The sequence below is a fragment of the Bacteroides sp. OM08-11 genome (genome assembly GCF_003438665.1).
Lineage (GTDB): Bacteria > Bacteroidota > Bacteroidia > Bacteroidales > Bacteroidaceae > Bacteroides > Bacteroides cutis.
Genome location: NZ_QSTJ01000007.1, coordinates 1 through 12,881, shown reverse-complemented (window position 1 = coordinate 12,881; position 12,881 = coordinate 1). Strand labels below are relative to the sequence as shown.

Below are 12,881 nucleotides of genomic sequence, written 5' to 3'. Positions count from 1 at the left end.
CGAAATGATAATTTAGTTTTCACCATACCCATTAATAAACGCCAAATAATGTAAAACGATGGAACTTTCTTCTATAAGAGCCGTTGATGGGGAACATTCGACGGGGAAAATCCTCGCCGCCTAAACCTTTAAAAACTTATAGTTATATGGAAGATTTGAATTTCAGAAAAGGAGATGCAAAAACCGAAGTATTCGGTTCAAACCGTATGTTGCAGCCCTCACCGGTAGAGAAAATACCTGACGGACCTACAACTCCCGAAATCGCTTATCAAATGGTAAAAGACGAAACCTTCGCTCAGACACAACCCCGCTTGAACTTGGCAACATTCGTAACTACTTATATGGATGACTATGCCACCAAGCTGATGAACGAAGCCATCAATATCAACTACATTGATGAAACCGAATATCCGCGCATCGCCGTAATGAACGGTAAATGTATCAACATTGTTGCCAACTTGTGGAACTCACCGGAAAAAGACACATGGAAAACAGGTGCACTTGCCATCGGTTCTTCAGAAGCATGTATGTTGGGGGGTGTAGCAGCCTGGCTACGCTGGCGCAAGAAACGTCAGGCACAAGGTAAGCCGTTCGACAAACCAAACTTCGTCATCTCAACCGGTTTCCAGGTGGTGTGGGAAAAATTCGCCCAATTGTGGCAGATCGAAATGCGCGAGGTACCCTTGACTCTTGACAAGACCACGCTCGACCCCGAAGAAGCTTTGAAGATGTGTGATGAGAACACTATCTGTATCGTACCTATCCAAGGTGTCACATGGACAGGACTCAATGATGATGTTGAAGCATTGGACAAAGCACTCGACGCTTACAATGCCAAGACCGGCTTCGATATTCCTATCCACGTAGACGCTGCCAGTGGTGGTTTCATCCTTCCGTTCCTCTATCCTGACACAAAATGGGATTTCCGTTTGAAATGGGTTCTCTCCATCAGTGTCAGCGGACATAAATTCGGCTTGGTTTATCCAGGTTTGGGATGGGTATGCTGGAAGGGTAAAGAATATCTGCCCGAAGAAATGGCGTTTAGCGTAAACTATCTGGGTGCCAACATCACTCAGGTCGGTTTGAACTTCTCCCGCCCCGCCGCACAAATTCTGGGGCAGTATTACCAGTTCATCCGTTTAGGATTTCAGGGTTACAAAGAAGTACAGTACAATTCACTGACAATCGCCAAATACATTCACGACGAAATAGGTAAAATGGCCCCATTTGTAAATTACTCTAAAGATGTTGTGAACCCGTTGTTCATCTGGTATATGAAACCGGAATATGCAAAAACTGCAAAATGGACCTTATACGATTTACAGGATAAATTGTCGCAGCACGGTTGGATGGTTCCGGCCTATACTCTACCTGCCAAACTGGAAGATTATGTAGTGATGCGTGTGGTGGTTCGCCAAGGATTTAGCCGTGATATGGCAGATATGTTATTGGGCGACATCAAAAATGCTATCGGTGAACTCGAAAAGCTCGACTACCCGACTCCTACCCGTACGGCTCAAGAGAAGAATTTGCCGGTAGAAGCTAAGATGTTCAATCATGGCGGTCGTCGTAATAAGAAAAAGTAATAACTTGACAATATGGAAAAGAAAATATCAATTTCACAAATCAAGGAAGTTGCCCAGCAAGCTTATAGCGAAGTTAAGGGTAACACCGGTGGTAAGAATGCAGACTACATCCCCTATCTTGCCAACATTGATTCCAAACTGTTTGGCCTCAGTATTTGTCTGATGAACGGTCAGACAATTAATATAGGTGACACGGATTACCGTTTCGGTATCGAGTCTGTTTCAAAAGTACACACAGCCATCCTTATCCTGCGTCAATATGGTGCAAAGAAAGTATTGGATATGATTGGTGCCGATGCAACAGGTCTGCCGTTCAACTCCATCATCGCCATTTTATTGGAAAACGACCATCCCTCTACTCCATTGGTAAACGCAGGTGCTATTTCGGCTTGCTCCATGGTACAACCGGTGGGCAACTCCGACAAGAAATGGGATGCCATCGTACAGAATATCACCGAACTTTGCGGTTCTGCACCGCAGCTCATCGACGAACTGTATAAATCGGAAACGGCTACCAACTTCAATAACCGTTCCATTGCATGGTTACTGAAGAATTACAACCGTATTTACGATGATCCGGATATGGCACTCGACCTCTATACCCGCCAATGTTCATTGGGCATCACTGCCCAGCAACTGGCCGTTGCAGCAGGAACAATCGCCAATAACGGTGTGAACCCAGTCACCAAACAGACTGTATTCGAAGCCAGCCTGGCACCGAAGATTACTTCTATGATTTCAACCGTAGGTTTCTACGAACATTCAGGCGACTGGATGTATACAGCCGGAATACCAGCCAAAAGTGGTGTGGGTGGTGGTGTAATGGCCGTATTACCCGGCGTAATGGGCATTTCCGCTTTCGCACCCCCATTGGACATAGCAGGAAATTCAGTCAAAGCGCAAGAGGCAATCAAATTCATCATGAATAAACTCTCATTAGGAGTATTCAACGGTGACAATGTGACGATTACAGAATAATCTCTCATGCTCTTTTTTCCAAGGTTGCTCCAAACGCGTGATTGCGCATAGGAGCAACCATTTTTATACATAACAGGACATCATTATGAAAATGGCTCTATCAGAATTCGTATTGCGAAAGAAAGGTATCTACGGCATATTGCACATCATCATCCTACTACTTTCGCTATTCTTAGTTATCAGTATTTCTATCGATACATTCAAAGGAATTCCTTTCTATGAACAATCGGTATATATGAAAGTACAGTTATGGATTTGTGCATTATTCCTGGCAGACTTTGTACTGGAATGGGTACTGGCGGAAAACAAAAGACACTATGTAGCTACACATTTCATTTTTTTGTTGGTAGCTATCCCCTACCAGAATATCATTGCTTATATGGGATGGAGTTTTTCACCCGAAATCACCTATATGATACGTTTTATCCCGTTGGTCCGGGGAGGCTATGCCATGGCTATCGTAGTAGGTTGGCTGACATACAACCGTGCATCGAGCTTGTTCGTCTCCTATCTGACGATGTTATTGGCGACAGTTTATTTCGCCAGCCTGGCATTCTACGTTACCGAACATGGAGTTAACTCCCAAGTTACGGATTATGGAGATTCTCTCTGGTGGGCATTTATGGATGTAACCACCATTGGTTCCAATGTCATTGCCGTCACCCCCACCGGACGAGTACTATCCGTACTACTGGCAGCGCTTGGCATGATGATGTTCCCTATTTTTACGGTGTATGTAACGAGTCTGGTGGAACGTCGCAATAAGGAGAAGAAAGAATATTATAAACAGCAGAAGCAACCTGAGACTACTGTAGACAGCTCAGTAAAGGTATAAACGATTTTGCTAAAACTGTTAAAACCTTAACTTTCATTCATCCTTGGGGAACAACTGTTCCATAGTGTTGTTATACACACTGATTTTGAAATTAATTTTCACCTAAAACCTTAACTTATGGCAAATATTAAACAAACAGTGAAGCTGGGAGTATTCACCCTGGCAATCATGAATGTAACGGCTGTAGTTTCACTACGTGGGCTACCGGCCGAGGCCGTTTACGGAATGAGTTCGGCCTTCTACTATTTATTTGCAGCCATTGTCTTCCTTATACCGACATCACTCGTCGCTGCGGAATTGGCTGCCATGTTCCAAGACAAGCAAGGCGGTGTATTCCGCTGGGTGGGTGAAGCCTACGGAAAAAGACTGGGTTTCCTTGCTATCTGGGTACAGTGGATTGAAAGTACAATTTGGTATCCTACAGTTTTGACGTTCGGTGCCGTTTCCATCGCCTTTATCGGCATGAACGACGTACACGACATGTCACTGGCAAATAACAAGTACTATACACTGGTCGTCGTACTCGTCATTTACTGGCTGGCAACTTTCATCTCAATGAAAGGTATGGGCTGGGTAGGAAAAGTCGCTAAAGTCGGCGGTATGGTCGGTACAATTATTCCAGCAGCATTGTTGATTATCCTCGGTATCATTTATCTGGCTACCGGCGGACACTCCAATATGGACTTCCACAGCAGTTTTTTCCCCGATTTGACGAACTTTGATAATGTGGTACTCGCCGCAAGTATCTTCCTCTTCTATGCCGGTATGGAAATGGGTGGTATTCATGTAAAAGACGTAAATAATCCATCCAAAAACTATCCCAAAGCAGTATTCATCGGTGCATTGATTACGGTAATCATCTTCGTACTCGGTACATTCTCTCTGGGTGTCATAATTCCCGCCAAAGACATCAGCTTGACGCAGAGCCTTCTGGTAGGTTTTGACAATTACTTCAGATACATCCATGCTTCCTGGTTATCACCGATTATAGCAATCGCATTGGCATTCGGTGTATTGGCAGGTGTATTGACATGGGTTGCCGGCCCGTCCAAAGGTATCTTTGCCGTAGGTAAAGCCGGTTACATGCCTCCGTTCTTCCAGAAGACCAATAAATTGGGCGTACAGAAAAATATTCTTTACGTACAGGGTATTGCAGTTACGGTATTGAGCCTTTTGTTCGTAGTTATGCCTTCTGTACAGAGCTTCTACCAAATTCTTTCACAGCTGACAGTTATTCTTTACCTCATCATGTATATGTTGATGTTCTCCGGAGCTATCGCATTACGTTATAAAATGAAAAAGTTGAACCGTCCGTTCCGTATCGGTAAGGGAGGTAATGGTTTGATGTGGATCATTGGCGGTCTTGGTTTCTGTGGTTCGTTACTGGCGTTCATATTGAGCTTCATTCCGCCCAGCCAGATTTCTACAGGTAGCAACACGGTATGGTTCTCCGTACTTATCATCGGTGCTCTCATCGTAGTAATTGCTCCGTTCATTATATACGCTGCTAAAAAGCCGTCTTGGGTTGACCCGAACAGCAATTTCGAACCGTTCCATTGGGAAGAGCAACCTGCTGCAAAAGTAACTGACAGCACAGTTACCGCCAAAGTAACAACTACTACTTCAACGGCAAACGGAAGTACTGCAAAAAATTCAGGAAATCCTCCTAAAGGATAAATAGAAACAGACTGAATACAAAAAAGGAATATTCCTCCGTCAGGAATATTCCTTTTTTCTTTTGAATAAATACTAATTATGTAATTGTCACATCAACGAAGTTCTACGCATTTGGGAATTTAAACTCTCCCATGCCTTATGGTAACCATCCTGTAATTCCTGCATTACTTGAGCCACCGTCTGCACTCCTTTTTCATTGAGTAAAGCAGATACCTGCCCTATTTCAAGTTCGCCTTCCTCAAGGTCTCCTTCAAAAATCCCCCGTTTGGCACGTCCTCTTGATAGAAGGATGCGAAGTTCATCTACCGTAGCACCTACAGCCTCAGCAGCTTCTACCGCATCCCGGAAATTATTACGAACCAAACGAACCGGAGACAATTTCTTCAATAATAAACGGGTATCCCCCTCCTTCAAGTGAAGGCAATAATCTTTAAATACCTCGCTGGCAGAACTTTCCTCGGTCAAAGCAAAACGTGTTCCTATCTGAACACCCTCTGCCCCCAACGCATGTACGGCCAAGATAGCTTCACCGGTCGCAATACCTCCGGCTGCAATCAGTGGAAGTGTAGTAGTCGCACGTACGGCAGGTATCAGACACAAAGTAGTCGTTTCTTCCCGTCCGTTATGCCCACCGGCTTCAAATCCCTCGGCAACCACGGCATCCACACCTGCCTCTTCTGCTTTCATAGCAAAAAGTGAGGAAGATACAACATGCGCCACCGTAACTCCCCGTTCTTTCAACCAACCTGTCCACTTCTTCGGACTACCGGCAGACGTAAATACAATACGGACACCTTCATCGACCACAATCTGCATAATTTCTTCTATTTGGGGATACATCAAAGGAATGTTTACTCCAAATGCATGATGCGTAGCGGCACGGCACTTCTGTATATGTTCACGTAGTATTTCAGGATGCATGGAACCGGCCCCCAACAAACCCAAGCCACCGGCATTACTCACTGCCGATGCCAGTCTCCACCCGCTGCACCATACCATGCCGGCTTGAATGATCGGGTATTTTATTCCGAAAAGAGAAGTTATTCTATCCATTGTTTATCGTTTATAATGATTTATCTCATAACAAACAAGGATAGTAAAGAGAAAGTTCACTTTTACTTAGAAGTCGGAGGTTTCCTTTTTACAGTTATCGAATCTCCATAAGTTCGTAATACCTCCAATGTACGCGCACGACGTTTACGACCTTTAAAATTCCAGAACTCACGGGTAAAAGGTGTCATAAGATCCAAGCCACCAATACCTCCACCACCAGCTCCCTGCCAACTCCCCACCGCCATATTGTTAACACGTTCCGTCACTCTATAGCGCAATCCGGTCGCTTCAATCTGCTCTACAGTTTCGCGCGGACCCGGATCCGATGGAGTTTTTGCCCAATTCGTATAAATAAAGCGTGTTGTAAGTTCCCGAAACGGTTCTCCACGCCATGTATCCTTTTTAATCTCTATTTTCTTCTGATAAATCGGATCCCAGTTATATTTGGTATTTGCCGAATAAGGACGCAATGATAATTTAATCGTTTTTTTAGGTTCTCCCGGCAAAGAGACAGGCAAAGTATCGTCAAAATCCAGCCACGGTTTATTCACAGCCGCTTTCGGGGTGCCAAAAGGAGATCCCATGTCAATCTCTTTCAATACGTCCGGATTCAGCTTCACCTCTCCCTCGCCTTTGAGCAACTGTTGTAAACGCAAAGAATCTTGCGTCGTCCAGTTTTGAGCATAACAAGGAAAGGCTACTGCACAAAGCAGCCTCCAAAAAAGAATAAATCGCTTCACCTAATCGTCAGTTTATTTACTAATACCTAATACTTTATACCTCATCCTCCGACAAGTTTACCACCACATATACCCACTTCCGCAAAGTGGCTCGTCATAACAAGGATCGATAGTCCACATAGTACGCGGATATTTACGTCCCTCCCACCAACGGCGATAACGGGTAGCGGCATCCAGCACTTCATCATCAGACAGGAAATAGATACCTTCATAATTTTCTGCATCGGTATGTACCATTTTACACCCCATCGAGGCATTATGCCCAAGACGAATAGTTTCTACCGTCCATAAGATACATTCACCCAAACGCAACTTGCCTCCGGCTGAATAAGATACCGGTGCCAACGGAAAAGAAGGTATCACCGTTAAGTCTTCCGCATACTTCAAGAGACCTTCGATGTCATCTTTGGTAAACTTAGGAACATTATTCAATCCTTCGGGACTCTGAACAGAATATTTTCCTGCCTTCAGTTGCTTTACAAACAAATCTACGTCCGGATGGTTGTAATCCAGCGCTTCATCACCACAAGAAAAAAAGGAGAAACAGACGAACAGCATCAACAGCATACATCCGCACCTATGTAGTTTTTTATAGAGAGTCTTCATTATAATATTATCTTTAAAGTTAATAAGTCATACGTACACCGCATAACAAATTCAAATTTGTAGCACGTTCCGTTCTCAAAGTTTTTGTTTCCGACTCTGTATCGAAATGATGTGAAACGGAAGGCTCGGCAAACAAAGCAAAACGATCGTTCAGTTTATACCGGATACCTATTCCTGCCGCAACAGACAATTGTACAGGCTCTGCACTAAAACTATTATCAACGGCTCCGGCTATGCATTTCTCCGCAGCCCCACCTACTGTTGCATATAAGTCCACTGTCGAAGTACTTGCCAGCATCACATTCAGTTTCACGGGAATACCTAGAGTATGTAATGTACGGTCTGCATGCAACCGGTTATATTGGATACCCGTTTCCAATGCCAAACGATTGTTCAAAACTCGTTCCATTGTTATACCTGCCGTTAAGGGCATGTGATAATTACCTTTGGGTAAGGATGTTCCGATTGCTGTTTTCAAAGCCCATTTATGTAATTTCGTCCGATTTTTTAAGTGTGTCGAGTTTGGATCTTCTTCCATGGAAACCGAAGAAGCACTTTCCGGATTTGTATCTGTCGCGCTACCGACACTTTGATACCCATTGCCAGCCTGAGCAGTCAGTCCGTTATTAAAGAAACCATTACCCGTCTGTTGCTGGTTACCGTAAACCCGTTGACTAATAGTAATAGATACCCTAACGGAAACTGTTTCATCTTCCTCCTGTGCAGTCACACTCGCCGGGATACCTGCAGGTTGTTTCATACCGGGTTTCTGCGCTACCGGCTCAGTCTGATGAATAGATGGAAAAGTTTCCTGTACTACGTCACCATTCAAACTCCCATCAGGAGTCATGGTGGCAACTTGCGTAAAAGCTTCTTTTATTTCTTCTTTCGGAGAAAAATACCAGAATGCTGCTGATGCGACCCCCAATACAAATATTACCGAAGCCGCCGCGGCTATTCTACACAATCTAGGAGAAAGAAGAAGTGTTTTCCGCTGTCCGGCAGCCGCTTCCGTCTGAGACAAGTCTTTCTGTAGCTTCTCCCAAAAACCATCTTGCACCGTCATTTCCGTGTTGGTTAGACGATTTCGGAATAGTCCGGTTATTTCATCATTATCTCTCATGTTTTGTATATTCTTTAATTCTTTTTGCTAACAAACTCTTGGCACGATGCAACTGCGAAGTAGACGAATGCTCCTTAATATGGAGTAACTCCGCTATTTCCTTGTGAGACTTTTCTTCGAACACATATAAGTTGAATACGGTACGGCATCCATCAGGAAGTTCGGCTACAAATCTCATCAATAATGCTTCAGAAAGGCGGTTACCGTTCTCAGCAATGTATGTATCGTCCGGTACATCAGGAAGCTGTTCTTCGTTCACAACCAATTGGCTGAATCGTTGCCGCTTCCGCAGGTAATCTATGGCTTGCGTCACCATCACCCTCGTCACCCAAGTACTTAACGCACATTCTCCACGAAAAGTAAAGTGAGTAAAGATTTTGATGAAACCATCGTGCAATACATCATGCGCCGCATCTATATCGCCCATATAACGATAGCACACCGCCAACATTTGTTTGGAATAGAGAGTGTACAATTCCTTTCGGGCGGAATCTTTTCCTGCCCGGCAGCCCTCTATCAGTTCTGTTTCGTTTTCCAATGTCAGTGCTCGTTTTTACGGACGCCTCTTTGCGTCGTTTGTTAGTTAGACGCAACATTCTTCAAAATGCTGCTAAATAAAGTCTAAAAAGAAGTTAAACAACAGAGATCATTTATAACAGAAAACCTCTCATAAGAATTGCTTCACTAAGGCAAACTCATGAGAGGTTTTCCTGTTTCTCTTATTTATTCTCAGCAATACGGTTTCTGCTTTTATCAACACGCTTTAAAACTCATATCCAATCCTTTCACAGAATGTGTCAAAGCCCCGACCGAGATAAAATCCACACCGCATTCGGCATAGTCACGCAATGTATCAAAAGTAATGCCTCCGGATGATTCCGTTTCATAACGGCCAGCTACCATCTCAACAGCTTTCTTGGTCATATCCGGAGTGAAGTTATCAAACATGATACGGTCTACGCCACCTAAGTCGAGCACTTGCTGCAATTCGTCGAAATTACGTACCTCGATTTCTATCTTAAGGTCTTTACCTTTCTCCTTACAATAATCTTTCGCACGAGTTATCGCTTTATCAATGCCCCCCGCAAAGTCTACATGATTGTCTTTCAACAAAATCATATCGAACAGACCGATACGATGATTTACACCACCACCGATCTTTACCGCCATCTTCTCAAGAATACGCATGCCCGGAGTAGTCTTACGGGTATCGAGTACGCGGGTATTCGTACCTTTCAACTTCTCGGCATATTTATGAGTCATGGTAGCAATACCGCTCATGCGCTGCATGATGTTCAGCATCAAGCGTTCAGTCTGCAACAGCGACTGCACCTTACCTTCCACAACCATAGCTACATCACCCGGTTTTACTTCCGCGCCATCATTCATAAAAACTTCCACCTTCATGGTAGGATCAAAACGACGGAACACCTCTTTAGCCACCTCGATACCGGCAAGAATACCGCTTTCTTTAATCAGAAGCTTAGATTTACCCATTGCAGTAGCAGGAATACACGAAAGTGTGGTATGGTCACCATCTCCGATATCTTCGGCGAAAGCCAGGTCAATCAACCTGTCAATCAATTCTTCTTCCTTATTCATTTGTTTTATCTATTCTTATTTGATGTATAACATATTTGTTGTTCACCTTTCTAAAGAAACAATTCACCCGAAAGTTTCCATTTGCAGTCGTCAGAGTACCGATTATAAAACTGGACTCATCCCGCTTTCCCTGATGGTTTACATTAAAACCGCTGACCTTGTTAGTAGAGAAAAATGCAGACAACTTACCTTCTGCCGTTCGTTTATCAACATTGTTCGAGCTGTTTTGAACGATCAACTCCACCTTATCACTCAGATACCCGTTCAGTTCCTGAGAGCTTCCTTTTTTAAAGGCCGTCACCACTCCTGCCGGAACATCCTGCGCCATCAGCAAAGTTGTCCAAATAAGGAGAACGGTCAACAAGGAAATTCCTCTTTTTTTCATTTTCACAAGTATTAATGATAGGCAAAGGTAAGCAAATATCGTAAATAACAAGAAAAAAGGACTACTTTCTTTAATTTCACCTTCCATAACATATATTCTACAGAGAAGAAAAAACAAGTTGTAGCCATCCTCTGTTACTATACAAATTCAAATATTATGGAGAAGAATATTTTTAAGTTAGATAATAAGCAACTCAAGGAAATCGCCTGTACATTCCGGAAAAAGGTGGAAGAAGGTTTAAGTAGAGAAAATTGTGAGATACAATGTATCCCTACCTTCATCATCCCGCAAGCAACCGGTACTGATGGAAAAGCATTGGTACTGGATTTGGGAGGGACCAATTACAGAGTGGCAATCGTCAATTTCAGTAAAGGAACATCGTCTATCACGCCCCACAACGGTTGGAAGAAAGATATGTCAATTATGAAATCATCCGATTATACCCGTGAAGAGCTATTCAAAGAGTTGGCTGATCTGATTACCGGAATACAACGAGAAGAAGAAATGCCTATTGGCTATTGTTTCTCCTATCCGGCCCAGTCAATACCGGGAGGAGATGCAATGCTATTACGTTGGACAAAGGGAGTCGATATAAAAGAAATGATCGGGGAACTTATAGGGAAGCCCTTACTCGATTATCTCAATAAGAAAAATAAAATCCGTTTTACAGGTATCAAGGTATTGAACGATACGATCGCCAGTTTATTTGCCGGTCTTACTCATAGTAATTACGATGCCTATATTGGCTTGATTGTGGGTACAGGTACGAATATGGCGACTTTCATCCCGGCTGACAAGATTAAGAAATTAAAAACGGAAAATCATGTACAAGGTCTGATACCTATCAATTTGGAATCCGGAAATTTCACTCCTCCCTTCCTTACTCCTGTAGACAATAGTGTCGACGCAACTTCCGACAACTTAGGTAAACAACGTTTTGAGAAAGCGGTATCAGGCATGTATTTGGGAGATATCTTGAAAGCCACTTTCCCATTGGAAGAATTTGAAGAAAAGTTCGATGCACAAAAACTGACCGCCATGATGAATTATCCGGATATTCATAAAGAAGTGTATGTGAACGTGGCACATTGGATATACAACCGATCAGCGCACCTGGTAGCTGCTTCACTCACAGGGCTTATCATATTATTAAAATCTTATAATCGAGACCTGCGAAAGATCTGTCTGGTTGCCGAAGGCAGTCTTTTCTGGAGCGAGAATAAAAACGGTAAAAATTATCATATCCTTGTGATGGAAAAATTACACGAACTTCTTGATGAGTTCGGGCTTAAAGATGTGGAAGTCCATATCGTCAGTATGGATAATGCCAATTTGATAGGAACAGGTATCGCTGCATTATCCTGAACCCACAACAACTCATTGTCTATATAAATGCACTACAAGAAACTAAGTAGTGACTTATATCTTTATTAAAAAATCTTATCCCAAACTGATACTCGTATACTCATGGCATTTCATTTTTAATTGTTTATCGCTAATTCGATGTAAACACATCCCCCTATCCTAACGGATTTTCATTCTGATCCTCACCGGAACCTCCACCAGGATTACCGCCATCACCGGAGTCATCCTTTGAATCGTCCGGTACGGTTCCCCTATATTTCTCAAATTCAACACCCTGCAACAATGCACGGGTAGTACCCATAGCAGCCGGACGGGTATATTCCGGAGTAAACTGGCAACGCAAAGCAGTCACCTGATTAAGGTTCACATCCTCCTCCTTCTCCACACCCTTACCACGTGTACGGGCTTTCATCGTAAAAGTCCCAAGGCCATTCAACCGTACCGTACGGCTGTTCAACAAATGCATCCTCATTGTAGACATCAGGTTACGGATCACATTCTGAACGTCACCCGGAGTCAGCGAGGACTTCTCAGCTATATTCTCAGCCAGCAATTGCGTATCCACCGTTTTTCCCACTTTCTTCAAACTCAAGTGCCAGGTCTTCACACCCGCTTTGGTCGCAATCTGCGACTGTCTTCCATAATAAAATAAAGGCATAATCTTTCTCCTTCACATTTTTAATTAAACTACTTTTTCAATTCTCGTTTCGTTGATCAACGATGCAAAGGTGAGAAGATAGAAGGGCATAAACAAAGAAAACAGCCCAAAGAAGGCTGTTTTCTGAGAATGATTTATAATAAGCTTATAGACTGTAACTTATCAAATAATATAGAAATTTAATGATTGAGTCAATTAGTTATCCCCTCTTTTATCCTCGCCACAATATAGCGTACATCATCTTCTGTCACCATCGGACCACTCGGTAGACAC

The 12,881-nt window shown here is 43.3% G+C and carries 13 protein-coding genes; 5 read left to right on the top strand and 8 right to left on the bottom strand.

The features are described 5' to 3' along the window. The first annotated feature begins 146 nt into the window (after positions 1-146). From DXC10_RS12525 to gadC, 4 genes are all read left to right on the top strand, one after another. Positions 147-1,586 carry a glutamate decarboxylase gene (locus tag DXC10_RS12525; RefSeq protein WP_117737959.1) on the top strand — a complete coding sequence of 480 codons (1,440 nt, stop codon included), beginning with the start codon at positions 147-149 and terminating at the stop codon, positions 1,584-1,586. 12 nt (positions 1,587-1,598) lie between these two features. Next, positions 1,599-2,564, top strand: a complete 966-nt coding sequence (glsA, locus tag DXC10_RS12520; RefSeq protein ID WP_101546126.1) for a glutaminase A — start codon at positions 1,599-1,601, stop codon at positions 2,562-2,564. A gap of 85 nt (positions 2,565-2,649) precedes the next feature. After that, the gene (locus DXC10_RS12515; protein WP_101546128.1) at positions 2,650-3,399 is read left to right on the top strand and encodes a potassium channel family protein; all 750 of its coding nucleotides are present in this window, start codon (positions 2,650-2,652) and stop codon (positions 3,397-3,399) included. Positions 3,400-3,516: 117 nt separating this feature from the next. Beyond that, positions 3,517-5,076, top strand: a complete 1,560-nt coding sequence (gene gadC / locus DXC10_RS12510; RefSeq protein WP_101546130.1) for a putative glutamine/gamma-aminobutyrate antiporter GadC — start codon at positions 3,517-3,519, stop codon at positions 5,074-5,076. 87 nt (positions 5,077-5,163) lie between these two features. Here the strand turns inward: gadC and DXC10_RS12505 are convergent, their stop codons facing one another. The 7 genes from DXC10_RS12505 to DXC10_RS12475 form a co-directional block, all read right to left on the bottom strand. Next, positions 5,164-6,129 (bottom strand): nitronate monooxygenase family protein, encoded by a 966-nt coding sequence (locus DXC10_RS12505; RefSeq protein WP_117737958.1) that lies wholly within the window; start codon positions 6,127-6,129, stop codon positions 5,164-5,166. A gap of 62 nt (positions 6,130-6,191) precedes the next feature. Next, positions 6,192-6,869 (bottom strand): DUF4858 domain-containing protein, encoded by a 678-nt coding sequence (locus tag DXC10_RS12500; RefSeq protein WP_117737957.1) that lies wholly within the window; start codon positions 6,867-6,869, stop codon positions 6,192-6,194. Positions 6,870-6,926: 57 nt separating this feature from the next. Next, a complete protein-coding gene (locus tag DXC10_RS12495; protein WP_101546138.1) occupies positions 6,927-7,475 on the bottom strand; it encodes a DUF4943 family protein in 549 nt (182 codons plus the stop codon). A 19-nt stretch (positions 7,476-7,494) separates the two neighbouring features. Then, positions 7,495-8,598, bottom strand: coding sequence for a porin family protein (locus tag DXC10_RS12490; protein WP_117737956.1), 1,104 nt, complete (start codon positions 8,596-8,598; stop codon positions 7,495-7,497). Beyond that, positions 8,588-9,136 (bottom strand): RNA polymerase sigma factor, encoded by a 549-nt coding sequence (locus DXC10_RS12485; RefSeq protein WP_101546142.1) that lies wholly within the window; start codon positions 9,134-9,136, stop codon positions 8,588-8,590. The genes DXC10_RS12490 and DXC10_RS12485 overlap by 11 nt, the downstream gene beginning before the upstream one ends. Positions 9,137-9,351: 215 nt before the next feature. After that, positions 9,352-10,200: a carboxylating nicotinate-nucleotide diphosphorylase gene (nadC, locus tag DXC10_RS12480; RefSeq protein ID WP_101546143.1), complete on the bottom strand. Its 849-nt coding sequence runs from the start codon at positions 10,198-10,200 to the stop codon at positions 9,352-9,354. Next, complete coding sequence (locus DXC10_RS12475; RefSeq protein ID WP_117738075.1) at positions 10,193-10,585, bottom strand: DUF4783 domain-containing protein; 393 nt, start codon at positions 10,583-10,585, stop codon at positions 10,193-10,195. The genes nadC and DXC10_RS12475 overlap by 8 nt, the downstream gene beginning before the upstream one ends. Positions 10,586-10,741: 156 nt before the next feature. Between DXC10_RS12475 and DXC10_RS12470 the strand changes: the two genes are divergently transcribed. Next, entirely contained in the window at positions 10,742-11,950 is a 1,209-nt protein-coding gene (locus tag DXC10_RS12470; protein ID WP_117737955.1) for a hexokinase, read from the top strand. 154 nt (positions 11,951-12,104) lie between these two features. Here DXC10_RS12470 and DXC10_RS12465 read toward each other — a convergent pair whose 3' ends face one another. Further along, positions 12,105-12,608 carry an HU family DNA-binding protein gene (locus DXC10_RS12465; protein ID WP_117737954.1) on the bottom strand — a complete coding sequence of 168 codons (504 nt, stop codon included), beginning with the start codon at positions 12,606-12,608 and terminating at the stop codon, positions 12,105-12,107. Positions 12,609-12,881: the final 273 nt, after the last annotated feature.

What these genes read in the sequence shown, in the direction of transcription:
- DXC10_RS12525 (WP_117737959.1), top strand. Translation starts at nt 147, where the DNA reads ATGGAAGATTTGAATTTCAGAAAAGGAGATGCAAAAACCGAAGTATTC.
- glsA (WP_101546126.1), top strand. Translation starts at nt 1,599, where the DNA reads ATGGAAAAGAAAATATCAATTTCACAAATCAAGGAAGTTGCCCAGCAA.
- DXC10_RS12515 (WP_101546128.1), top strand. Translation starts at nt 2,650, where the DNA reads ATGAAAATGGCTCTATCAGAATTCGTATTGCGAAAGAAAGGTATCTAC.
- gadC (WP_101546130.1), top strand. Translation starts at nt 3,517, where the DNA reads ATGGCAAATATTAAACAAACAGTGAAGCTGGGAGTATTCACCCTGGCA.
- DXC10_RS12505 (WP_117737958.1), bottom strand. Translation starts at nt 6,129, where the DNA reads ATGGATAGAATAACTTCTCTTTTCGGAATAAAATACCCGATCATTCAA.
- DXC10_RS12495 (WP_101546138.1), bottom strand. Translation starts at nt 7,475, where the DNA reads ATGAAGACTCTCTATAAAAAACTACATAGGTGCGGATGTATGCTGTTG.
- DXC10_RS12490 (WP_117737956.1), bottom strand. Translation starts at nt 8,598, where the DNA reads ATGAGAGATAATGATGAAATAACCGGACTATTCCGAAATCGTCTAACC.
- nadC (WP_101546143.1), bottom strand. Translation starts at nt 10,200, where the DNA reads ATGAATAAGGAAGAAGAATTGATTGACAGGTTGATTGACCTGGCTTTC.
- DXC10_RS12475 (WP_117738075.1), bottom strand. Translation starts at nt 10,585, where the DNA reads ATGAAAAAAAGAGGAATTTCCTTGTTGACCGTTCTCCTTATTTGGACA.
- DXC10_RS12470 (WP_117737955.1), top strand. Translation starts at nt 10,742, where the DNA reads ATGGAGAAGAATATTTTTAAGTTAGATAATAAGCAACTCAAGGAAATC.
- DXC10_RS12465 (WP_117737954.1), bottom strand. Translation starts at nt 12,608, where the DNA reads ATGCCTTTATTTTATTATGGAAGACAGTCGCAGATTGCGACCAAAGCG.